The sequence below is a fragment of the Pseudomonas atagonensis genome, from assembly GCF_011369485.1.
Classification (GTDB): Bacteria; Pseudomonadota; Gammaproteobacteria; order Pseudomonadales; family Pseudomonadaceae; genus Aquipseudomonas; species Aquipseudomonas atagonensis.
On record NZ_VXCA01000012.1, the window covers coordinates 135011 to 157470 of the forward strand.

Below are 22460 nucleotides of genomic sequence, written 5' to 3' on the forward strand. Positions count from 1 at the left end.
CAGATTACGGTTTCAGCCACAGCAGAACATAGTCGTTTTTATCAAAACGCCCACTGACCACCGGTTCCAGTATTTGCAGCGGCGTCCCCGCGAGCGCCTTGAAGTCATTGCGATCCATCATCAGCCACGCCGGGCCTTTGAGCGCTTCCAGCTCCTGCACGGTTTCGCTGAACTGCGGCTGCAGATCCTGTTCGAGGTTGACCATGAACTTGATGGCTTTGGCATCTTTGCCCATGCCGTGCAGCACCAGCGGCGCCGGGTTTTGTTGGACGTGGGCGAACGCTTCACGGCTGAAGGTGCGGGTGTCGTACATCTGCCGTTCCACCGGCTCAAACACCATTACATACACCGCCCACAGCGCCAGCACCGCGCTGAACGCCATGACCTCGGCACGCCAGCGCGGCCGCCACAGTCGCGACAACGCCAACAGTTGCAGTACGCCGAGCACGATCAACACACCTGCCAACCCGATCTGCAACTCGGGAACCCGCCGCCGTGCCACCAGCAATGCCACTAACAACAACCCCGGCGTCAGCAGCCACAGCCCTTGAATCACGCCGCGCAACCAGACGAACACGCGCCCGTGCGCCACCTGAAACGGATACGCCGCAATGATCGCCGCCATCGGCAACATCGGCAGCAGATAACGCGCCTTCTTCGCCTGCGGGATCGACAGCCCGACCATCACGATCAACCCCGCCGCCGCGCAATATTGCACCAGACGCAACGCCGGCCCGCGCTGTTGCGGCTTGCTCAGCCACGCGCAAGCCAACGCCAGCAAGGCCAACGGATACGCCAGCGCATAGTTGCCCAGTGAACTGGTGAAGTAATACAACGAACCGCTGACACCCTCGCTGCCGTCCATGCGTCCCATGAACTGCATGCGAATCACGTCCTGCATGAAAACCGCACCACCGCTGAGCTGCGCCAGCCACAACAGCAACCCGACGCACGCCACCAGCAATAGCGACGCCAGCCCACCGAACACCAGCAACCGCGACCACTGTCGATTGAGCAGGTAATAGCTGCAGAGCATCCCGGTCGGCACCACCAGCCCGATCGGCCCGCGAATGCCGAAACCGAGCAGCAGCAAGACAAAGATCAGCGGCCAGCGCCGTCCACCGCTGAAATGATCGTGGGCATAGCCGAGGTAGAACACCGCAAACGCTACCGCAGCGAGCATCAAGTCCTGGGACACCGCGCGCACTTCCGTGACGAAAGTGCCGGTGAGCATCAGCAGGGCAATGCTGAGCAACGCCCAGCGCCGCGAATACGGCGTCAGCAGCCGGTACATCAACGCCACGATCACGGCCCCGGCGACAGCGCTCGGCGCCCATGCGGTGAAGGCGTTGACCGTGCCGAACGGCAGCGACAGCAGCCAGATAAACAAGGTCGAGACCGCCGAATAATCGGCGTACGGCTGACCGTAAGTGGTGGGGAACACGGTCGGCCCGTGGCGCAGCATTTCCTGCGCGAACAGCACAAAACGTGAATCAAAACCAATAGGAGCCTGCCCGTAGACCCCGGCAATGAACAATAAAAACGCCAGCAGCCCTGCGGTCAGGGACTGCCGGCGAATGGCAGCCGTCAGCGTAATCAAGCGACGTCGGACGCGTGTGGCCACTGTTGCAGCGGGATCGGCAATTTGCGCGATTCACCACGACCCATCGGGAAGTAGTGGAAGCCGTTGCGCGCCAGACGCTCGGCGTCGTACAGGTTGCGCCCGTCGAAGATCACCGGGGTGTTGAGGCGCTGTTTGATCAGGTCGAAATCCGGCGCTTTGAACTGCTGCCATTCGGTGCAGATGATCAACGCGTCGGCACCCGGCAGTACCGATTCCGGCGTGCCCATCAGCATCAGTTTCGACTCGTCCGGGTAAAGGTTCTGGGTTTCCTGCATGGCTTCCGGGTCGAAGGCGCGCACGCTGGCGCCCGCCGCCCAAAGTTCTTCCAGCAGTACACGGCTCGGAGCGTCGCGCATGTCGTCGGTATTCGGTTTGAAGGCAAGCCCCCACAGGGCGAAGGTCTTGCCGCGCAAGTCACCCTTGTAGAACGCGTTGATGCGCTCGAACAGCTTGTGTTTCTGCCGCTGATTAATCGCCTCGACCGCTTGCAGCAAGTCGCTGGAGCAGTGCGCTTCTTCGGCGCTGTGGATCAAGGCGCGCATGTCTTTGGGGAAGCACGAACCGCCATAACCGCAGCCCGGGTAAATAAAGTGGTAGCCGATGCGCGTGTCGGCGCCGATGCCCTGACGCACGGACTCAATGTCGGCCCCGAGGTGTTCGGCGAGTTCGGCGATCTGGTTGATGAAGCTGATCTTGGTCGCCAGCATGCAGTTGGCGGCGTACTTGGTCAGCTCGGCGCTGCGAAGGTCCATGAACATGATGCGGTCATGGTTGCGGTTGAACGGCGAGTACAGGTCGCGCATGACATCGCGCACCTCATCGCCTTCGCAACCGATAACGATGCGATCCGGACGGCGGCAGTCAGCGACAGCCGAGCCTTCCTTGAGAAATTCCGGGTTGGAGACGATATCGAACTGCAGCAGGCGACCAACCTTGATCAAGGCCTTTTCGATGTGCGCGCGCAGGGTGTCGCCGGTGCCCACCGGTACGGTGGATTTTTCCACCAGAATCAGCGGCTGCTCGCGATGCCGGGCAATCGCGTCGCCCACCGACAGCACGTAACGCAGATCCGCCGACCCGTCTTCACGCGACGGTGTGCCGACCGCAATGAACGCGACCCGACCGTGCTGCACGGCGAGTTTTTCATCGGTGGTGAATTGCAGGCGTTTCGAATCCAGGCCTTCGCGCACCAGGCTGGCCAGCCCCGGTTCGAAGATGCTGACGTGGCCCTGACGCAACAGGTCGACCTTCTTCTGATCGACGTCCATGCACACAACGTCATGGCCGACCTCGGCCAGTACTGCGGCCTGCACCAGACCGACATATCCGCTACCAAATACTGTGATTTTCATGGAGCACTCCTGAATTCGGGCGCACGAGCCGGACGAGTGTTGATGGTGATGACCCCGAGCATGACCAGCGCCACACCCAGCGATTTAGTGAAACTGAAGGATTCGTTGAACAGCGGCAGACTGGCCGCCAGCAGGTAGACCAGCGCGTAGCTGATGCTCAGCAGCGAATAGGCGCGGCCCAGCGGCAGATCGCGCAGGGCGGCGAGCCAGCAGAGCATCGACAGCGCGTAGGCGAAGATCGCCGCGATGACCACCGCCAGCGCCCGCAGGTCGAGACTGTCAAAGGTCAGCCAGTGCTCCGGCGCCGGCAGACGCGTCATGCTCCAGCGCATGCCCAGTTGCGCGGCGCTGACCAGCAACACGCTACCGAGGGCGAAGGTGATGCCACGGCGCGGGTTCATGATTGTTGCCCCAGCAGAACCACACCGCCGATCACCAGTGCCACGCCGAGCCAATGCTGGCGGTCGATGGGTTCATGGAAGACGAAGCGCGCGATCAGCGTGATCAGCACGAAATTGAGGCTGAGCATCGGGTAGGCGATGCCCACTTCCAGACGCTGCAGCACCAACAGCCAGACCAACAGGCCGGAGCCGAGGGCGAATAACGCCAGCCACAACCACGGCGAGCGCAGTTTGTCGGCCCAGGACGACTCGACACCGCGCCAGCTCTCCACGGCGTACTTTTGCGCCACCTGACCGAGGCAGGTCAGCAGGCAGGCGAGCAACAGCAGCAACAGGCTCATGACGCCTCCTTGGGAAGAATCATGATCACCAGATTGCCCTGTTCGTAACGGACGCCGTCCTTTGGCAGTCTGTCGATTTCGTCCAGTTCGTCCTGCCCCTTGACGCGCATCACCACGCCGACCGAACCGCTGCGGCGTGCTTCGCGCATCCACTGTTGAACCTGTTTGGTGTCAACCCGTTGCTGAATGCCGTCAGGATAAGCAAGGCCATATTTCAGTTCGCCTATCGTGTTGTACAACGCGACTTGCGGGCGTTTCAGCCGCCACGCCAGAGCCGACGCGGCGCCCAGGTCGTTGCTCAAAAGATGATCGGCCTGCGCCAGTTCAGTGACGTGATGCTTGATGAACTGATCCGGTGTCTTGTTGGCAATCACCGATTTGGGCAATGCCGCCGGCAACAGCGCAATCAGCACCAGACTGCCAAAGGCCGGCGCCGCCCAGCACTGCAACGGCAGGAAGGCTTGCAACAGGTTGGCGATGATCCAGCCGATCAGAGCAATGAACACCAGCACCAGACTGTGCAGTTCGTGGTCGTAGATCGGCCGTTTCAATTGCACGTACACCAGCGCAATCAGCACGACCACGCCGAGCAACAGGTTGAGCAAACCATTGATACTCAGTGCCCGGCCTTGTTCCAGACGCAAGCGATCGGCCAGCGCATTGCCCAGCAACAACGCCATCGGCAACAGGCACGGCAGGATGTAGGTCGGCAGTTTGCCGTTGCTCAGGCTGAAGAACGCCAGCGGCATCAACAGCCACAGCAGCAGGAAAACGATTTTTGACTGAGTACGGCTTTGCCATGCCTGCTTGAACGCCGTCGGTAACAGGCCGACCCACGGCAGACTGAACGCCACCAGCAGCGGCAGGTAAAACCACCAAGGCGCATCGTGCTGGGCATCGTCACCGGCAAACCGACGGATGTGTTCGTGCCAGAAGAAGAACCGCCAGTAGTCCGGCTCCTGCGCATGCACGGCCAGCGCCCACGGCAGGCTGACGATGATCGCCACGGCAATCGCCACCGGGCCGTACAGCAGCAGTTCACGCCAGCGTTTTTGCCAAAGCATCCACGGCAAGGCGATCAGCACCGGCAACAACCAGGCAAGGAACCCCTTGGTCATGAAGCCCATGCCGCAGGCCAGCCCCAGCACCGCCCACGCGGCCATGCGTTTGCCACTGGTTTGACTGTCGACGGCAAACCACAGCGCCACCAGACTCAGGTTGACCCAAAAGGTGAATTGCGGATCGAGGTTGGCGTAGCCCGACTGACCGGCCACCACGGTGAAACTCATGTAGAGCAGGGCGCAGACGAAGCTCTTGCGCGGATCGTTCCACAAGCGCCGGGCGACCAGGTAACAGAGCAATACGCTCAAACCGCTGCTCAACGCCGAAGCGAAGCGCACGCCAAACAGGTTCTGCCCGAACAGTTCCTGCCCCAGCGCGATCATCCAGTAACCGGCAATCGGCTTCTCGAAATAGCGCAGGCTCATGAAGTGCGGCGACACCCAGTTGCCGCTCAGCAGCATGTCCTGGCTGATCTGCGCGTAGCGGGTCTCGTCGGGAATCCACAAGCCATGGCTGCCCAGCGGCAGCAGATAAGCCAGCAGACAGATCGCCAACAGCAGCAGCGGCATTGTCCAGCGTTTAGTCATGCGCCTTGCACTCCCAGCCAGCCTTCGCGGCCGTCGAGGGCGCCGCGCTGAACGCGACCCACGGGCAAGCTGTTGAAGAATTCGGGCAACAAGTCGCCCAGCGGAGTGAAGTCGATGTTGCGCTGGCGTGCATCGACCAGCAGTTGACGAAAGTCCTGAGCCATCAGAATCCCTTCTACTTCGGCATGAATGGTGTAGACGTTGAGTTTTTCCGGGCAAAAGCGATCGAGGATGAACGCGTTGAAGTCTGGCGCCGCCACCGTCGGGCCAACGACTTCGTCGAAGGTCGGCAAGTCCACTGGAATCTGTGGCGTGCCCGGCGTGCCGTCAGCCAGCAGCGGACGGAACATCCGCGAGCCACGGCAATCGCTGTTGTAGCGAAAGCCGAAGGCTTGCTTGGCCTCGATCACGCGTTCGTCGGCACGCCAGCCAGCGGCGGCCGAACACTCGACTTTGGCGCCAAGAATGTCGCTCAAGGTGTCGACGCCCTGGCGGATCTGCTCGATCAGTTGCATCTCGTTCCAGCGCCCGGCATTGGCCTGCCAGCCGTGGTGATCCCAGGCGTGCAGGCCGACCTCATGCCCGGCGTCCCGGGCCTGACGCATCAGGTGCCCGAGTTCGCGGCCAATCGGTTTGCCCGGCCACGCGGTACCGGCCAGCAGAATGTCCCAGCCATACAGGCCGGCGGCGTTGGAGCGGAGCATCTTCCAGAGGAACTGCGGGCGAATCAGGCGCCACAGATGCCGGCCCATGTTGTCGGGGCCGACACTGAAGAAGAACGTTGCCTTGATCTGCGCCTCGTCGAGCATTTCCAGCAGCCGCGGCACACCTTCACGGGTGCCGCGAAACGTATCGACATCGATGCGTAGACCGGCCTGCATCAACGCTTGTCCGCGATTTCGAGCATGGCTTCACGCAAGAAGAAGTCGAGCGTATTGCCGATGGTCTCGCGCATTTCCACGGTCGGCGTCCAGTCCAGCAGGCGCTTGGCGTTGGCAATGCTCGGTTTGCGGTGCTCGACGTCCTGGTAACCGGCGCCGTAGAACGCCTTGCTCTCGACGTCGCGGAAACCGGCGAACGGCGGGAAGTTGTCGCGCAGCGGGTGCGCTTCGAACTGGCGCAGCAACTCTTCGCCCAACTGGCGGATGCTGGCTTCGTTGTCCGGGTTGCCGATGTTGATGATCTGGCCGTTGCAGACGTCGTTGTCGTTATCGATGATCCGCGCCAGTGCCTCGACGCCGTCAGCGATGTCGGTGAAGCAGCGTTTCTGCTCGCCGCCATCGAACAGGCGAATCGGCGTGCCTTCCACCAGGTTGAGGATCAGTTGAGTGATTGCGCGGGAACTGCCGATGCGCGCCGAATCCAGACGATCAAGGCGCGGACCCATCCAGTTGAACGGACGGAACAGGGTGAAATTCAGACCCTTGGCGCCGTACGCCCAGATGACCCGGTCGAGCAGTTGCTTGGACACGGAGTAGATCCAGCGCTGCTTGTTGATCGGGCCGACGATCAGGTTGGAGGTGTCTTCGTCGAAGTTCTTGTCCTGGCACATGCCATAGACTTCCGAGGTCGACGGGAAGATCACGCGCTTGTTGTACTTGACGCAGTAGCGCACCAGTTTCAGGTTTTCTTCGAAGTCGAGTTCGAACACCCGCAGCGGGTTACGGGTGTATTCGATCGGCGTGGCGATGGCCACCAGCGGCAGCACCACGTCGCACTTCTTGATGTGGTATTCGATCCACTCGGAGTGAATGCTGATGTCGCCTTCGACGAAGTGGAAGCGCGGATGGCTACGCAGACGCTCGATGGCATCGGAGCCGATATCCAGACCATAAACTTCATAGCGATCATCACGCAGCAGACGCTCGGACAGGTGATTGCCGATGAAGCCGTTGACGCCGAGGATCAGCACGCGCGTGCGACGTGGGCCACGGCCGGATTCGGCGCCGCGCAGCAGCGAGCCGTCGACCAGACCGAGTTCGTTGGCCAGTTGCGGGCCACTCAGGAACAGACCGTTGTCATTGCGCTGACCGGACAGAATCACCAGCGAATCTTCACCGCAGGCAATACGCAGCGGATCGACGCTGATGACCCGGCCCGGAGCCTGACCTTCATTGCCTTTGACGACTTCGGCGCTCCAGACAATCAACTTGTGCTCGCCCACGGCGCAGAAAGCGCCCGGATATGGCTGAGTTACGGCGCGAACCAGATTGAACAGTTGCTCGGCGGGTTGCGCCCAGACCAGTTTGCCGTCGGCTGCGGTGCGACGACCGAATACCGTGGCCTGGCTGTCGTCCTGCGCGGTTTCGCTGATCTTGCCTTGCAGCATGGCCGGCAGGGTGTCGCGCAGCAGATTGGCAGCGGCGTTACGCAGCTTGCCGTGCAGGCTCAACGCGGTGTCGCTGCGCTCGATAGCCACGCGCTGCTGGGCGACGATGGCGCCGGCATCGGCACGTTTGACCATGCGGTGCAGGGTCACGCCGGTTTCGGTTTCACCGTTGACCAGCACCCAGTTGGCCGGTGCGCGACCACGGTAGCGCGGCAGCAACGAGCCGTGCAGGTTGAACGCTCCTTTTTTCGCGGTGGCCAGCAGCGGCTCGCTCAGCAGGTTGCGGTAGTAGAAGGAGAAAATGTAATCCGGGTCGAGCTTGGCAATGCGCTCGATCCACAGCGGGTGGTTGGCGTCTTCCGGCGCGTGCACCGGGATGCCCTTGGTTGCGCACAGTTGCGCGACCGAGGCGTAGAAAGCGTTCTCTTTCGGATCATCAGCGTGAGTGAACACCGCCGCGATGTCGTAGCCACTGTCGAGCAGGGCTTGAATGCCGGCGCAGCCAATATCGTGGTAAGCGAAGACAACAGTTTTTGCACTCATGAGAGAACCTGACCAGTAGTAGAAGTTGTAGAAGCTGTAGAGGAAAGACCATCAACGGTGACCGCAGGCGCCGGTTCGGCCGGGTGGCTGCGCAGCACCTTTTCAATGAAGAAACGCGGGCGGGCGCGCACGTCGCTGTACATGCGTCCCAGGTACTCGCCGAGCAGGCCCATGCCGATGAATTGGCCGCCGGTAAACACGAACAGCACCGCGAACAGCACGAACATGCCGTCACCGGCCCAGCCGGAACCGAAGGCCAGGCGCATGACGATCAGCGCGAAAGCAAACAGCAACCCAAGCCCGGCCATGGTGAAACCGACGATGCTCAGCAAACGCAGCGGCGTGGTGGTCATGCAGGTGATCAGGTCGAACATCAGGTTGATCAAGCGCATCGGGCTGTACTTCGAATCACCGTGCTCACGCTCGGCGTGGGCAACGACGATTTCGGTGGTGTGGCGGGCGAAGCTGTTGGCCAGAATCGGGATAAAGGTGCTGCGCTCACGGCAGGCGAGCATCGCGTCGATGATCGTGCGTCGGTAAGCGCGAAGCATGCAGCCGTAGTCGCTCATGGCGACGCCGGTGGAGCGCTGCACGGCGAGGTTGATCAGTTTCGACGGGTAGCGGCGCAGCGCCGAATCCTGGCGATTGCCGCGCACGGTGCCGACCACGTCGTAGCCTTTTTCGGCTTCGGCGACCAGCCGCGGGATTTCTTCCGGCGGGTTCTGCAGGTCGGCGTCGAGGGTAATCACCACGTCGCCCTTGCATTGTTCGAACCCGGCCATGATCGCCGCGTGCTGGCCGTAGTTGCGGTTGAGGATCACCGCGACAAACGGGCTGTCTTCGCGGCTCGCGGCTTCTTCCAGCAGATTGGCGGACTCGTCACGGCTGCCGTCGTCGACGAGGACGATTTCGTAGTCGTGGCGCAGCATCCGGCACGCCGCTTCAGTGCGGCGCAACAGTTCCGGCAGGCTGTCCTGTTCGTTGTAGACCGGGATGACGATCGACACACAACGGATTGGGTAAGGTTTCACGGGCGTTTGTCCATAAGGGTGGCGATGGCGCCGACCACGCGATCAAGGTCCTGATCGGTCATGTCGGGGAACAACGGAATCGAGCACAGCCGCGCCGAGTTCCATTCGGTGTTGGGCAGATACAGATCGGGGTCACGCTGGCGGTACCAGGTATGCAGGTGGGTGGCGATGAAATGGATGCCGGTGCCGATGCCCTGATCCTGCAAACCCTTCATGAAGGCTTCGCGATCCATACCGCAACGCTCGCTGTCGATGCGCAGGATGAACAGGTGCCAGGCGTGTGTTTGCGCGTAGGCAGGCACGGCCAGCGGTTGCACCGGCAGGCCTTCGAGTTTTTGCCGGTAGGCGGCAGCCAGCTCGGTGCGGCGCGCGTTGATTGCGTCCAGACGCTCCAGTTGCACCAAAGCAATCGCCGCATTGATGTCGGCCAGGTTGTATTTGAAACCCGGCTGCATGACCTGCGCCTGTGGCTTGCGCCCGCCGGTGAGGCGGTCGTAGGCGTCAACGCCCAGACCATGAAACTTGAGCATGCGCACACGACTGGCCAGCGCTTCGTCATCGGTAACGAACATCGCGCCTTCGGCGCAGGTCATGTTCTTGATCGCGTGAAAGGAGAAAATCGCCGTGCCTTGAGCGCCGACGTGACGGCCCTTGTAGCGGGTGCCGGCGGCGTGGGCGGCGTCTTCAATGACGGCGATACCGTGCTTGTCGGCCAGCGCGTACAACGGATCAAGATCGAAAGCGGCGCCGGCGTAATGCACCGGAATGATTGCTTTGGTGCGCGGGGTGATGGCGGCTTCGATGCGCGCGGCGTCGGTCATCAGGGTGTCGCGGTCGACGTCGACAAACACCGGCGTGGCGCCAATCAGCGAGATCATGTTGGCGGTCGAGACCCAAGTCTGCGACGGCGTGATGACTTCGTCGCCGGGGCCAATGCCCAGCGCCAACAGGGTGATGTGCATGCCACCGGTGGCCGAGGACAAGGCCACGGCATGCCGGCAACCCACGTACTGCGCAAATTGTTCTTCGAGTGCCTGGTTTTTCGGCCCGGTAGTGATCCAGCCTGAACGCAATACTTGCTCTACGGCTGCAATTTCTTCGTCGCCGATACTGGGGCGAGAGAAGGGGAGAAACGCCTGACTCATGAACACCTCATCACAAACAAATCAGAAGAAAACGTGATCAACAAACAGGATCCAATCTCAGCGTAGACGCAAAAATTACCTTCGCATCAATAAGTTGCTGAAATGACTTACCGTCGGGGTCAGGTTGACTTTTCGGGCGTTGCGCGGCAGTTTGGACACCGCCGCCGCGGGCTCTATTGGAATTAAGGTTATGCCCGTTTTTGTGAAAGGAACATGAAAAAGCGGTCGGCGAATCGTTTATATGAAACTCATACAGCCGCTGTTCAGACTTCTACCGCTTATCGTCATTTTTAGTAGAAAAGTCCTACAGAAGTGTTCCCTTTATACTGGGAATGTTGCAGTTGTTAGTTGGTGTGTTGAATTGTTTTTACTCAAGGCCTTTACGTTTGATTGACTTGCCCGCTGTTCCGTTGCAACTCCGCCAGAGCAACCCGATGACCGTGTATCTGGCGCGTCTGGCACCCTCCAGCCAACTGACCATGCGCTATGTTTTGCAGGACGCTGCCGACCGCCTCGGCTTTGAAGACATTAATGTCGAAGATATTCCTTGGCACGCCTTGCAGCCTGAAGATGTGGTGGCGTTAGTCGCCGCGTTGCGCGAGGACAATTACGCGCCGAACACTTCTTCGCTTTATGTCAATGCCGTGCGCGGCGTGATGAATGAAGCGTGGCGCATGAGCCTGATTACTCAGGATCATTTATTGAAGATGCGTTCGGTCAAAGGCATTGCCGGCACGCGTCTGTCTCAAGGGCGCAACTTGAAGCGCACGCTGATTCACGAATTGATGGAAGTGTGCGCCGCCGATCCCCGTCCTCAGGGCTTGCGCGACGCGGCGGTGATTGCCCTGTTGTACGGCACCGGCATGCGCAAGTCGGAATCGGTGGATCTGGATCTGAATCAGGTCGACTTCAGCGAGCGCAGCCTGACGGTGAACGGCAAGGGCAACAAACAACTGATCAAGTACGCACCGACCTGGGCGTTCGCCAAACTCAATGCCTGGCTGGAGTTTCGTCGCTCGCAACTCAAGGAAGGCGAGAGCGACGATGCGTTTCTGTTCAACCGCATTCGTCGCGGCAGCCACATCACCCGCGAGCGCATCACCAAGCACGCGATTTATTACATCGCCCGTCAGCGTGGCACTCAGGTCGGGGTGAAGATCATGCCCCACGATTTCCGCCGTTCGTTCATCACTCGGGTGATCGAGGAGCACGATCTGTCGATTGCGCAGAAGCTCGCACACCACAGCAATATCCAGACAACCGCCAACTACGACGTGCGCGACGACAACGAGCGGCGCCGCGCAGTGGATCGCTTCGACCTCTGATCAGGACGCGGCGAACACATGGGCGGCGCCGAGTATCGACAGTTGCACCGCGCTGCCGGCCGGTGGCGCGTGCATGCCGGAGCTGCGCACCAGCAATGAACGGCCCGGATCGACGCTGGTTGACGAGCGCAGTTCGACGGTGAGCGTGCAGGTGTTGCCGGCGAAATCGCGTTCGGTGACCACGGCATTGCAGGCTTGCGCGTCGTTGACGCCGTCGGCCACTTGCAATTGCTCAGGGCGCAACATGATCTGCGCGTTGCCGATGAAACCGTTGCTGTTGACCGGCACCGGGCCGAGGTCGCAATGCGCCCAGCCGGATTCGATCCGCGCCGGCATCACCACCGCTTCACCAAGGAAATGCGCGGTTTGCTCATCATCCGGGTAGCGGTAAAGGTCCATCGGGTGCCCCGATTGCACCAGTCGCCCGCCGCGCATGACCGCCAACTGATCAGCAAATGACAGCGCTTCGCCTTGATCGTGGGTCACCAGAATGGTGGTAACGCCGGCCTCTTCGAGCAGGCGCGCGACCATTTTGCGCATGGCGCTGCGCAAACCGGTGTCGAGGGCGGAAAACGGCTCGTCGAGCAACATCAAGCGCGGTTGCTGTGCCAGCGCCCGGGCGAGGGACACCCGTTGCTGCTGGCCGCCGGACAACTCGTGCGGCCAGCGTCCGGCCATGTTGGCGTCAAGCGCCACGCTGTCCATCAGTTGCGCGATGCGCTCGGTTCTGGCCGCACCGGTCAGGGCTAGACCGAAGCCGATGTTGGCGGCGACGGTCATGTGCGGAAACAGCGCGCCATCCTGCGGCACATAGCCGATCTGGCGTTGGTAGGCCGGCACGGCGTGCGTGCTGTCGACCAGCGTCTGGCCATTGAGCGTGAGGCTGCCGGCATCGGGAAACTCGAAACCGGCGATCATCCGCAACAGCGTGGTTTTGCCCGAGCCCGAGGGGCCGACGATAACGGTGCGGCTGCCGGTCGCGACGGACAGGCAGATGTCTTCCAGCGCTTTCTGTGCGCCAAAGGATTTACTCAAGGAGATCAGTTCGAGTGCGTTCATCGGCCAGCGGTGCGCCTGGATTGGTGATAGAGAATGGCCGTCAGCGGCAGCGAAAGCAGAACCATCAGCAGCGCGTAAGGCGCAGCAGCGGCGTAATCGATTTCGCTGGTCATGGCCCAGAAACCGGTGGCCAGTGTTCGCGTGCCGTTGGGGGCGAGCAGAAGCGTGGCGGTCAGCTCATTGGTGATCGCCAGAAACACCAGCGCCGCACCGGCGGCAGCACCGGGCGCGGCGAGGCGCAAGGTGATCAGCCACAAGGCGCGCAACGGCGAACGGCCAAGGCTTTGCGCAATGTTTTCCAGCTCAACCGGCGCCTGCGCGAAACCGGCGCGCAGGCTGACCAGCGCACGCGGCAAAAACATCAGCAAGTAGGCGAGCAGCACGGTGATCGTGGTCTGGTAGATCGGCCGGGCGAAATGGATGGTTACGGTGACCAGCGCCAGCGCCACGACAATCCCCGGCAACGAACTGGTGATGTAATTGCAGCCTTCAAGCAAACGCTGCAACTTGCCCGGCGCACGAATCGACAGCCAGGCAATCGGAATCGCCGCCAGACTGGTCAGCAAGGCACCGGCCACACCGAACGACAGGGTTTGCAGGAGAGCCGGCAACAGCTCGCCACTTGCCCAGACCTCGGCGCCGCCCGCAATCAGCCAGCGGCCCAAGGTCAGCAGCGGCACACCGAGCGCGAGCATACAGGTCAGGCCTTGCAGGGCGAGCCCGCAAACCACCGCGCCGCGTTTCAAGCGAACAGTGCGTTGTTCGCGGGCGCTGCCGGAGCCGACTCGTGCATAACGCGCCTGGCCACGGGCGGCGGATTCGGCTGTGAGCATCGCCAGACAACACAGGGCCAGCACCCCGGCGAGCATGTTCGCTGCAGGGCCGTTAAAGGTCGATTTGAACTGATCGAAAATCGCCGTGGTGAAGGTGTCGAAACGGATCATCGCGTAGAGACCGTATTCGGCCAGCAGGTGCAAACCGACCAGCAACGCACCGCCACAGATCGCCAGACGCAACTGCGGCAACACCACCCGGAAAAACACCGCCCAGGGTTTGAGGCCGAGGGATTCGGCAACGTCCTCGATGGCCGGATCGAGACGACGCAAGGTCGCCGCAATCGGCAGATAAAGAAACGGGAAATAAGCGATCACCGACACCAGCACACCGGCGGGCAATCCATGAATCGACGGAATCAGGCTGACCCACGCGTAACTGTGGACGAACGCCGGCACCGCCAGCGGCGCAACGGCGAGCAACGACCACAAACGCCGACCGGGCAGGTTGGTGCGTTCGGTCAGCCATGCCAGCGTGGTGCCGAGCACGATGCACAGCGGCAGGGTGATCAACACCAACAGCACGGTGTTAATCAGCAGTTCGGCCACACGCGGGCGGAACACCAACGCCTGAATGGTCGCCCAACCGGTGGTCCACGACACGCCAATCACGAAGGCGATCGGCAGCAAGGACAACAACGAAACGCCCACCGCCAACGCAACCACCCACGATCCCCCGCGACCGTTGAGGGCGCGGGCTTTCAGTGGGCGGTGGGCGGAGGAGGCCGCAGCCACCTGCGCCGGTAAGGTTTCCGGCATCACTTACAACAGTCCGGCCTGAGTCATCAGCTCGACGGCTTTCTTGCTGTCGAGTTTCGACGCATCGACTTTTGGCGCATCAAGATCCTTCAGCGGCGTCAGTTTCGGATTGGACGGCGCGTCCTTGCCGACCGCGTATTCGAAGGAATTGCCGGTGTGGAGAATTTCCTGGCCCTGTTTGCCGGTGACGTAGGCGAGGAATTTCTGCGCTTCGTCCTGATGTTTGCTGGAGGCCAGCACGCCACCGCCGGAGATGCTCACGAAGGCACCCGGGTCCCGATGTTTGAAGTAGTAGAGTTTGGTGTTCTTGCTGTTTTCGCCAGTCTTGGATTGATCGACGAAACTGTAATAGTGGTAGATCACGCCGCTGTCGATCTGCCCGGCATTCACCGCTTTGAGCACGGCGCTGTTGCCACGGTAGACGGTGGCGTTGGTTTTCATGCCTTTGAGCCAGTCGAGCGTGGCCGCTTCACCTTTCTGTTCCAGTACGGCAGCGACGATTGCCTGGAAGTCCGCACCGGCCGGGGAGGCGGCCCAGCGACCTTTCCAGTCAGGTTTGGCCAGGTCGAGCAGGGACTTCGGCAGATCTTTTTCCGCCAGTTTGCTTGGGTTGTAGACGAACACGGTGGAGCGCGCAGCGATGCCGACCCACTTGCCGTGCGCCGGGCGATAGGCCGAATCCACTTGTTCCAGGGTCGCCGGCGCCACCGGGGCAAACAGCTTGGCGTTGTCCACCAGCACCATCGCCGGGGAGTTCTCGGTCAAAAACACATCTGCCGGCGAGGCGGCGCCTTCCTGCACTAACTGGTTGCCCATTTCGGTGTCGTCGCCATTGCGAATCGTCACCGGAATACCGGTTTCTTCGGTAAACCCGGCGACCCAGGCTTTGGTCAGGCTTTCGTGCTGAGCGTTGTAGACCACCAGACCCACGCTGTCGGCGGCAAACGCCTGACCTGCGCCGAGGAGGGCCGTGGCCAGCAACGCGCGTTTCAGAAAGGACGGAAACTGTGGATTCATGACGAGAACGCTCCTGTTTTTTAGACGTTATGGGCAGGCATTCGCGGGCAGATTTCAATGCGAATGATTTGCATATGTTGAGTCGCAGGCAATGTAGAGAGGCAAATGAGAAAAAAACGTCAAACAAACCGTTAATACATGTCATTTCCATTCAGATTAGCAGCGACTCGCTGACGCACGATGCCCGTGCGTCATTCAACGTCAGGATGTTCAGGAGGGATTGGGAATGTAGGCGACGCTCTGGTCTACGCAGCCGTGGAAAACCTGCTCGCCACGGGTGGGGGTGGTGGTGATGACCCGGTGATCGCGGCTCAAGTACTCCAGCGGCATTGCTTCGCCACTGTGGTACTGGGCGACGATGATCGTGCGTTGCGGATTCCACTGTTGGCCGCTGTTGCGTTCAGTTGCTCGCCGAGCAGGTAAATCAGCCACACGCTGAGCCAGGCCGAAACCACCGAAGACAGTCGCAGCGACCAGGGGCCGAGGCCACCGGTCAGCCAACTGGACGCGGTAATCAGCCAGTACGACAACAGCGGCTTGTCGTAGTACGGATCACCCTTGAGATATGGGTCGAAGTAATCACCGCTTTGCAGCATCTGCAAGGCAATGTTGGCCCAACGGGTTTCCGCGCCCCACAGCTCACGACTGCCCAGCCCGAACAACAGCATCAGGGCTGTCGCTGCCAGCAGGATCCATAACGCTTTGCGATCGTGTGCCGCCGAGGTCATGGCTGGCTTTTGCTGAACAGGTAAATTTGCAGGTTGCCGCGTTGGTAATGCTTGCCGTCCGGCGGTAACAGCTCGATTTCCTGGGCTTCCTGAACGCTGTTGACCCGCATCACCACACCCACCGAGCCCTTTTTGCGTGCTTCGGTCATCCATTGGCCGACGTCGTCCAGACCCACCTTACGCGAGGCCATGGCAGGGTCATCGAGACCGTATTTCAGCTCGCCGACGGTGTTGAACAGGTCAACTTGCGGACGCTTCAAGCGCCACGACAGTGCCGATGCAGCCCCCAGATCGTTGCTCAACAAAGAAGAGGTTTCACTCAAGGCCTGTTGATGCTCGGCAATAAACTGATCAGGCATCTTGCTGTCGACAATCTGCGCCGGCATCGCCGCCGGCAACAACGCAATCAACAGGCCGATGCCCAGCGCCGGCATGGCCCATAAGGTCAACGGCCGCATGATTTTCAGGGCGTTGGCGATGATCCAGCCAATCAGCACGATGAACACCAGCGACAGGCTGAACATCTCGGTGTTTTCGTAAATCTCTTTGCTGGCCTGCAAGTAGATCAAGGCAATCAGCGCTACACTGGCCAGCAGCGTGTTGACCACGCCGTTCAGGCGCAGCACTCGCGCGTTGCCGCTGTCCAGCCAGTTCACCACGGTGTGGCCCATCAACAAGGCCAGCGGCATCAGGCACGGCATGATGTAGGTCGGCAACTTGCCGCTGCTCAGGCTGAAGAACACCAACGGCAGCAGGAACCACAAGGCGAGGAAAGCGATTTTCGGCTGCGCCTTTTCGCGCCAGGTGCGGATCAATGTCGACGGCAACAACAGCGCCCACGGCAGCGTGGACGCAAACAGCAGCGGCAGGTAGAACCACCATGGCCGCGCATGCTGAGCGTCATCGCCCGCAGCGAAACGACGGATGTGTTCGTGCCAGAAGAAGAATCGCCAGAAGTCCGGTTCGCGCACGTGCACGGCCAGTGCCCACGGCACGCTGACCAGTGCAGTCACCAACACCGCCACCGGGCCGAAACGCAGCAATTCGCCAAAGCGGCGTTGCCAGATCATGTAGGGCAGGGCGATCAGCACCGGCAGCAACAGGGCGAGAAAGCCTTTGGTCATCAGGCCCATGCCGCACGCCGCGCCCAACAGCGCCCAACTGCCAATCCGCGCCGCCGTGGTGCGACTGTCGATGGCAAACCAGACCGCCACCAGACTCAGGCTGACCCACAAGGTGAACTGCGGATCGAGGTTGGCATAACCGGCCTGACCGGCAATCAGACCGAAACTCATGAACAGCAGTGCACACGCCGCACTGATACGCGGGCTGTTCCACAGTCGCGCGGCCAGCAGGTAAGTGAGCCAGACACTGGCGCCGGTGCTCAGCGCCGAGGCAATGCGCACACCAAACAGGTTGTCGCCAAAAATCGCCTGGCCGATGGCAATCATCCAGTAACCGGCGATGGGTTTCTCGAAGTAGCGAATGCCCATGAAATGCGGCGCCACCCAGTTGCCGCTCAGGAGCATTTCCTGGCTGATTTGGCCGTAACGGGTTTCGTCGGGGATCCATAAGCCGTGAGTCATCAGCGGCAACAGATAAAACAGCACAAAAGCGAGGATCAGACCGGGAATGGCCCAGCGCTCAAATGTTCGTGCCGTGTGCGCTTGCGATAAATGCCGGACAGCGTGGCGCAACGGTTTGTTATCAGACGTCATGAGTGGACCTTGGCGCAGATATAAAAGTTGGGGGTGAAACAGTGTGTTTAAAGCGTGTTAGTTCTGCGCATGGGCAAGGTTTAACGTTTTCCAGAACGGCACATTAATAATGCCCAGTACGTTGAGTTGTTTATGGCTGTCAATGCGCACCAGCAATACGCTGCCGTATTCGGCGGCAATCGCATGGGGAAAACCGGTTTGCTTTTCAAAGTCGCTGATGCAACTGCTGTGGGTCACCAGCACCAGATTCTGTTTGTCTGCCTTGTGTGCGATCACTTCGTCGCGCAGTACCGGGCCGCAAGTGGCCAGCCAGTCTTGCGCGCTGGCGTCCTGACCGAACATGTAATGCGCGGTTTGCGCAGTACGGGTCAGCGGACTGCTCAACACTTGCGCCTGCTGCATGCCTAATTGCCGGAAGCCTTGTCCCAAGGCCTGCGCCGCCACGCTGCCAACCTGAGTGATGCCGTCCGCCGGCCCCAGGCAGCTGTTGGCGGAACGATCACAACGTTCGGTATGGCGCACCAGTGCGACCACTTCACCGGCCTGCCAGGCCTGCATCCATTGTGCGGTGATGCGGCTGTTGGCGTGATCCAGATCGGTCGGTGAACGAGGCCAGAACACAAAACCGCTGACCAGAATCGCCACGAACATGACGCAAACCAGCGCGAGCAACAAACGTAAACGCAGGGTTCGCGGTGACCTGAATAAAGTTTCCAATTGAAATAATTGCGCCACAATCTTGCCCCTTTTGAAGACTCGGTATTTCATTCAGCGCAACGCAAGGCTTAGGCAGCGAGCAACTTTACGACGAGTGAGTTGAATGCAGGCTGAACACTACGTTCAGGGTCGTGGCGAGGCAGTGAAGAACTTGTGAAAAAATTGCCAGAAGTTAGCAGGCACAACTAAAGCGGCCATTTGATAAATAAACTCAAATGCAGTTTTTGTTTGCGAATGGGGTTAACAAATTCCGGCCACTGAGGCAAAGCTGCAAACCTGGGCCCGGCCGTCGTCGCGGGTCTATGGTTACGTTTACGTCTGACAACTGCTGCGGAGTCAACCCGGTTAATGGATTTCAAACAAAGCCTGACGAAAAGGATTGTGATCGTCTTCGCCTCGATGAGCGCTCTGGTCGCCGGTGTGTTCGCGCTGGGAATTGTCGCCACGGTGCACGTGGTCGAGCGCAAATTGACCACCACCACGCTGGCGGGTGGTTTGCATCGGCTGCTGGCCATGGATGACATCAGCCAGTGGAGCCACAAACCGGAAAAGAGCGAACTGTTCTTCGCCGAGGGTGGAAAAGGGTCGTTGGCGTTGACCAGACAACTGGCGGCGCTGCCTCCGGGGTTTCAGGAGATCAAATTCCACGGCGATGACTTTTACGCCATGGTCGAGTCGGTGGCGGGGCGCAAGTACGTGCTGCTGCGTGATCAGGAAAGTCTCGAACAACGTGAGCGCCTGCTGTTCATCGTGGTGATCGTCGGTTTTATTCTCAGCATTCTGTTGGCCGTTTTACTGGGACGCCTGTTGGCGCGGCGGGTCATGGCGCCGGTGATTCGTCTGGCCTTGCAGGTGCGCCATCGGGATCAGTTGATTGAGCTCGCGCCGCCACTGCACCCGGACTACGCAGCGGATGAGGTGGGCGAGCTGGCACTGTCCTTCGACCAGACGCTGGGACGCCTGCGCGAAACCCTCAGCCGGGAAAAACTCTTCACCAGCGACGTCAGCCACGAATTGCGCACGCCGTTGATGGTACTCGCCAGCTCCTGCGAGCTGCTGCTGGCCAACCCTTCGCTGGACGCTCGCTCATCGGCGCAAGTCAGCCGCATCGCCCGGGCCAGCCACGAGATGCGCCAACTGGTGGAAACCTTCCTGATGCTCGCACGCAAGCCGGAAGACGCCGGTATCCAGGCCACTTGTACGCTCAAGCAAGTGGCGGATACGCAGGTGGAAGTCTGGGGGCGGTTGATTCGCGAGAAAGGCCTTGAATTCGTCTACGACTCGCAACACGCAGGCACCGCGACGCTGAACCTGACGCTGTTGCAATCGGTGATGGGCAACCTGCTTCGCAATGCCTGGCACTACACCGATCACGGCTTCGTTCGCCTGACCTTGAACGAGCGTGGTTTTGTCGTTGAGGACAGCGGCATCGGCATTCCGGAAGAGCAGCGTCACGCGATGTTCCAGCCCTTCGTCCGGGGCGAGGAACAACGCGGAGAAGGCCTGGGGTTGGGCCTGTCGCTGGTGCAGAGAATCTGCAGCCAGCAACACTGGCAGGTGCAACTGACCACACGCGAACCCAACGGCTGTCGCTTCACCGTGACCGTGGCTCAGGAGGAGGGTGGACACCCGCGTGAATTGCCGGCTGCCTGACTGATCAACGCAGCCAGGCGCTTGACGTTGTTCTGCTGCGCCGTCACCAGTTCATCGATGCTCGGCCCCGACGGGGTTTGCAACGTCGAGCGGCACGTCACCAGTTGGCTGTCGGCTTCACCGAGTGGGCGCAGACGCCATTTTGCATCGATCAATGCGTATTGGCCGGGAATCGAGTCGAAGCGCTGCACCTCGATGCGCACTGAAACGTTGCCGCGACCGCTGGTGTTGCTCAGTTGATCGGTCAGCGCACTGCGCAATTCATCCGCCAGGCTTGCCCCCCACCATTGGGTTTCGAGAATCGCCAGGCCACTGTTGCCCTGGCGAATGACGATTTGCGGGCGGTCGACCTGCGGCGGCACGGTAATCCCTTCAATCGGGATCTGCGCGCCGGCGCGGGTACTGCCCAGTTGCACCGGCGTCAGGGTGTGAAAGCTGATCGGCTCGCTGCGGCAGGCGCCAAGCAGCATAAACGCAGCGAGCACGGTGATCTTCAGCGGTAAAGCCATCGGTTTTACTCCTGTGCTCAATTGCGTGGCGGTCCTTTCAGATCCAGTGGCGCCGCGTTGTCCGGACGTCCGCGAATCAGCGATTCCGGGTGACGACCGAGGTAATCCGACAGCTCACGCAGCGAGCGCGACATGCGGCCAAGTTCGTCGAGGGTTTCGGTGAGTTTTTCGCGCTGCGGTGAATCTTCGGCCAGGGTCGAGTTGGCGGACTGCAGGGTCTTGCTGACATCGGCGAGGGTATTCTGCACGCCCGGCAAGGTTTTCGCGTTGAACTGGGTCAGACCTTTGCGCAGCTCGTTAAGGTTGCTGTCGAGGTTGCTGGCAATACGATCCACTGGCAATTTGTTCAGCTTGTCGACCATCGCTTCGAGTTTTTCCTGCAACTGTTCGAGGCTGCCGGGCACCGTTGGAATGACCACTGGCCGCGCGGTCGGATCGAAGGCGACTTTTTCTGCTTTCGGGAAGAAATCCAGGGCGATGTACAGCTGACCGGTGAGCAGATTGCCGCTGCGGGCCTGCGCGCGCAGACCGTTTTCGATGAACGTGCCCATCAGGCGAATGCCGGCCGCTTCGTCGTTGGGGTCATGCTTGAACGCGGTGATCATTTTGCCGTAGGCCATGCCGAGGCGCTGTGGGTAGATGACGATGCCGACATTCAGCGGGAAGCTGCGTTTCTTCGCGTCGAAGTCCAGATTGATCGCGACCACGCGGCCTATTTCCATGCCGAGGAATTCCACCGGCGCATCGACCTTGAGCCCGCGCAAGGCCTGATCGAAACGCAGGCTCAGGTACTGCGCTTTGCCGTTGGGCGGGGCGAGGGCGGTTTGCTGGTCGGCGAACAAGTCGTAGTTTTTGTCTTCAGCGGCAACTGTGTCGTTCGGACTGTACTCGGGGGCGCGGAAAGCGATGCCGCCGACCAGCAGGGTCGACAACGATTCGGTTTTCACGGCAAAACCGTTGGCGCCAACGTTGACGTCGATGCCGCTGGCATTCCAGAAACGCGTGTTTTCGGTGACGAAAGCGTCGTTCGGGGCATGGATGAACACCTCGATGTTCACCCCTTTGCCTTCCGGATCGAGGGCGTAAGTGACGACCTGGCCGACCGGGATCTTGCGGTAATAAACCGGCGAGCCGATGTCGAGAGAACCAAGGTCAGGGGCATGGAGCATGAAGCGCTTGCCCGGTTCGCCGTAGGTGATCGGTGGCGGGTTTTCCAGGCCTTTGAAGTGTTTGGCCCGTGCGTTCGACTGGCCGATGTCGGCACCGATGTAGTCGCCTGAGAGCAGGGTGTCGATACCCGATACGCCACCGGCGCCGATGCGCGGGCGCACGACCCAGAACTGCGAGTCTTCGCGGGTAAAGGTTTCGGCTTGTTTGGAGAGTTTGACCGTGGCGTTGACGCTTTTCTGGTCGTCGGTCAACTCGACGTCGGTGACCTGGCCGATTACCACGTTGCGGTATTTGACTTCGGTTTTGTTGGCGGTAAGACCGCTGCCGGTCTTGAAGGTCAGGACGATGGTCGGACCTTCCTGCAGGATGTTATGCACTACCAGCGAGATGCCGACCAGCACGGCGACAATTGGTACGATCCAGACCAGTGAAACACTGAATCGGCGGGTTTTGACCGGGGCCTGCCCTGGTGCTCGCGGCTCATCAATGGCTGACGACTTCATCCATGTCCTCCTGGGATTGTTGGGCACTGAGCGTCAGGAACGCAAAAGCACCTC

At 60.6% G+C, this 22460-nt stretch carries 18 protein-coding genes and 1 pseudogene; 2 read left to right on the forward strand and 17 right to left on the reverse strand.

What is annotated here, in order from left to right; translation table 11 throughout:
* Positions 1 to 4: 4 nt before the first annotated feature.
* The 9 genes from F2P67_RS08715 to arnB are packed head-to-tail and all read right to left on the reverse strand — an operon-like array spanning position 5 to position 10415.
* Complete coding sequence (locus F2P67_RS08715; protein ID WP_166219460.1) at positions 5 to 1600, reverse strand: ArnT family glycosyltransferase; 1596 nt, start codon at positions 1598 to 1600, stop codon at positions 5 to 7.
* A complete protein-coding gene (locus F2P67_RS08720) occupies positions 1597 to 2976 on the reverse strand; it encodes a UDP-glucose dehydrogenase family protein (protein WP_166219462.1) in 1380 nt (459 codons plus the stop codon). Before F2P67_RS08720 ends, F2P67_RS08715 begins: the two co-directional genes overlap by 4 nt.
* The gene (arnF, locus tag F2P67_RS08725) at positions 2973 to 3377 is read right to left on the reverse strand and encodes a 4-amino-4-deoxy-L-arabinose-phosphoundecaprenol flippase subunit ArnF (protein ID WP_166219464.1); all 405 of its coding nucleotides are present in this window, start codon (positions 3375 to 3377) and stop codon (positions 2973 to 2975) included. Before arnF ends, F2P67_RS08720 begins: the two co-directional genes overlap by 4 nt.
* The gene (gene arnE / locus F2P67_RS08730; RefSeq protein ID WP_166219466.1) at positions 3374 to 3718 is read right to left on the reverse strand and encodes a 4-amino-4-deoxy-L-arabinose-phosphoundecaprenol flippase subunit ArnE; all 345 of its coding nucleotides are present in this window, start codon (positions 3716 to 3718) and stop codon (positions 3374 to 3376) included. Before arnE ends, arnF begins: the two co-directional genes overlap by 4 nt.
* On the reverse strand, positions 3715 to 5367 hold the full coding sequence (arnT, locus tag F2P67_RS08735; RefSeq protein ID WP_166219468.1) for a lipid IV(A) 4-amino-4-deoxy-L-arabinosyltransferase: 1653 nt from the start codon (positions 5365 to 5367) through the stop codon (positions 3715 to 3717). The genes arnE and arnT (F2P67_RS08735) overlap by 4 nt, the downstream gene beginning before the upstream one ends.
* A complete protein-coding gene (arnD, locus tag F2P67_RS08740) occupies positions 5364 to 6248 on the reverse strand; it encodes a 4-deoxy-4-formamido-L-arabinose-phosphoundecaprenol deformylase (RefSeq protein WP_166219470.1) in 885 nt (294 codons plus the stop codon). The genes arnT (F2P67_RS08735) and arnD overlap by 4 nt, the downstream gene beginning before the upstream one ends.
* Entirely contained in the window at positions 6248 to 8239 is a 1992-nt protein-coding gene (arnA, locus tag F2P67_RS08745) for a bifunctional UDP-4-amino-4-deoxy-L-arabinose formyltransferase/UDP-glucuronic acid oxidase ArnA (protein ID WP_166219472.1), read from the reverse strand. The genes arnD and arnA overlap by 1 nt, the downstream gene beginning before the upstream one ends.
* A complete protein-coding gene (gene arnC, locus F2P67_RS08750) occupies positions 8236 to 9270 on the reverse strand; it encodes an undecaprenyl-phosphate 4-deoxy-4-formamido-L-arabinose transferase (protein ID WP_166219474.1) in 1035 nt (344 codons plus the stop codon). Before arnC ends, arnA begins: the two co-directional genes overlap by 4 nt.
* Positions 9267 to 10415, reverse strand: a complete 1149-nt coding sequence (gene arnB, locus F2P67_RS08755; RefSeq protein ID WP_166219476.1) for a UDP-4-amino-4-deoxy-L-arabinose aminotransferase — start codon at positions 10413 to 10415, stop codon at positions 9267 to 9269. Before arnB ends, arnC begins: the two co-directional genes overlap by 4 nt.
* 434 nt (positions 10416 to 10849) lie before the next feature.
* Between arnB and F2P67_RS08760 the strand changes: the two genes are divergently transcribed.
* Positions 10850 to 11740: a site-specific integrase gene (locus F2P67_RS08760; protein ID WP_166219686.1), complete on the forward strand. Its 891-nt coding sequence runs from the start codon at positions 10850 to 10852 to the stop codon at positions 11738 to 11740.
* Here the strand turns inward: F2P67_RS08760 and F2P67_RS08765 are convergent, their stop codons facing one another.
* The 6 genes and pseudogenes from F2P67_RS08765 to pmrG form a co-directional block, all read right to left on the reverse strand.
* Positions 11741 to 12799, reverse strand: coding sequence for an ABC transporter ATP-binding protein (locus tag F2P67_RS08765; RefSeq protein WP_166219478.1), 1059 nt, complete (start codon positions 12797 to 12799; stop codon positions 11741 to 11743).
* A complete protein-coding gene (locus F2P67_RS08770) occupies positions 12796 to 14391 on the reverse strand; it encodes an ABC transporter permease (RefSeq protein WP_166219480.1) in 1596 nt (531 codons plus the stop codon). The genes F2P67_RS08765 and F2P67_RS08770 overlap by 4 nt, the downstream gene beginning before the upstream one ends.
* A gap of 3 nt (positions 14392 to 14394) precedes the next feature.
* Positions 14395 to 15408, reverse strand: a complete 1014-nt coding sequence (locus F2P67_RS08775) for an iron ABC transporter substrate-binding protein (protein WP_166219482.1) — start codon at positions 15406 to 15408, stop codon at positions 14395 to 14397.
* Between the two features lie 401 nt (positions 15409 to 15809).
* Positions 15810 to 16136: pseudogene (locus tag F2P67_RS08780) on the reverse strand (ArnT family glycosyltransferase); the annotation flags it as partial.
* A complete protein-coding gene (arnT, locus tag F2P67_RS08785) occupies positions 16133 to 17854 on the reverse strand; it encodes a lipid IV(A) 4-amino-4-deoxy-L-arabinosyltransferase (RefSeq protein WP_166219484.1) in 1722 nt (573 codons plus the stop codon). The gene arnT (F2P67_RS08785) and the pseudogene F2P67_RS08780, both read right to left, overlap by 4 nt.
* Before the next feature lie 57 nt (positions 17855 to 17911).
* Entirely contained in the window at positions 17912 to 18505 is a 594-nt protein-coding gene (pmrG, locus tag F2P67_RS08790; RefSeq protein ID WP_246226478.1) for a lipopolysaccharide core heptose(II)-phosphate phosphatase PmrG, read from the reverse strand.
* 414 nt (positions 18506 to 18919) lie between these two features.
* On the opposite strand from pmrG, the gene F2P67_RS08795 reads away from it, so the two are divergent.
* Positions 18920 to 20224: a sensor histidine kinase gene (locus tag F2P67_RS08795; protein ID WP_166219488.1), complete on the forward strand. Its 1305-nt coding sequence runs from the start codon at positions 18920 to 18922 to the stop codon at positions 20222 to 20224.
* On the opposite strand, the gene F2P67_RS08800 is transcribed toward F2P67_RS08795, so the two are convergent.
* Positions 20182 to 20733 (reverse strand): PqiC family protein, encoded by a 552-nt coding sequence (locus F2P67_RS08800; protein ID WP_166219490.1) that lies wholly within the window; start codon positions 20731 to 20733, stop codon positions 20182 to 20184. The two genes, F2P67_RS08795 and F2P67_RS08800, sit on opposite strands and share 43 nt — an antisense overlap.
* A gap of 17 nt (positions 20734 to 20750) precedes the next feature.
* Positions 20751 to 22406: a PqiB family protein gene (locus F2P67_RS08805; protein ID WP_166219492.1), complete on the reverse strand. Its 1656-nt coding sequence runs from the start codon at positions 22404 to 22406 to the stop codon at positions 20751 to 20753.
* Positions 22407 to 22460 lie beyond the last annotated feature (54 nt).

Coding starts and splice junctions, on each gene's coding strand:
- F2P67_RS08720 (WP_166219462.1), bottom strand. CDS start 2,976: ATGAAAATCACAGTATTTGGTAGCGGATATGTCGGTCTGGTGCAGGCC.
- arnF (WP_166219464.1), bottom strand. CDS start 3,377: ATGAACCCGCGCCGTGGCATCACCTTCGCCCTCGGTAGCGTGTTGCTG.
- arnE (WP_166219466.1), bottom strand. CDS start 3,718: ATGAGCCTGTTGCTGCTGTTGCTCGCCTGCCTGCTGACCTGCCTCGGT.
- arnT (WP_166219468.1), bottom strand. CDS start 5,367: ATGACTAAACGCTGGACAATGCCGCTGCTGCTGTTGGCGATCTGTCTG.
- arnD (WP_166219470.1), bottom strand. CDS start 6,248: ATGCAGGCCGGTCTACGCATCGATGTCGATACGTTTCGCGGCACCCGT.
- arnA (WP_166219472.1), bottom strand. CDS start 8,239: ATGAGTGCAAAAACTGTTGTCTTCGCTTACCACGATATTGGCTGCGCC.
- arnB (WP_166219476.1), bottom strand. CDS start 10,415: ATGAGTCAGGCGTTTCTCCCCTTCTCTCGCCCCAGTATCGGCGACGAA.
- F2P67_RS08760 (WP_166219686.1), top strand. CDS start 10,850: ATGACCGTGTATCTGGCGCGTCTGGCACCCTCCAGCCAACTGACCATG.
- F2P67_RS08765 (WP_166219478.1), bottom strand. CDS start 12,799: ATGAACGCACTCGAACTGATCTCCTTGAGTAAATCCTTTGGCGCACAG.
- F2P67_RS08770 (WP_166219480.1), bottom strand. CDS start 14,391: ATGCCGGAAACCTTACCGGCGCAGGTGGCTGCGGCCTCCTCCGCCCAC.
- F2P67_RS08775 (WP_166219482.1), bottom strand. CDS start 15,408: ATGAATCCACAGTTTCCGTCCTTTCTGAAACGCGCGTTGCTGGCCACG.
- arnT (WP_166219484.1), bottom strand. CDS start 17,854: ATGACGTCTGATAACAAACCGTTGCGCCACGCTGTCCGGCATTTATCG.
- pmrG (WP_246226478.1), bottom strand. CDS start 18,505: ATGTTCGTGGCGATTCTGGTCAGCGGTTTTGTGTTCTGGCCTCGTTCA.
- F2P67_RS08795 (WP_166219488.1), top strand. CDS start 18,920: ATGGATTTCAAACAAAGCCTGACGAAAAGGATTGTGATCGTCTTCGCC.
- F2P67_RS08800 (WP_166219490.1), bottom strand. CDS start 20,733: ATGGCTTTACCGCTGAAGATCACCGTGCTCGCTGCGTTTATGCTGCTT.
- F2P67_RS08805 (WP_166219492.1), bottom strand. CDS start 22,406: ATGAAGTCGTCAGCCATTGATGAGCCGCGAGCACCAGGGCAGGCCCCG.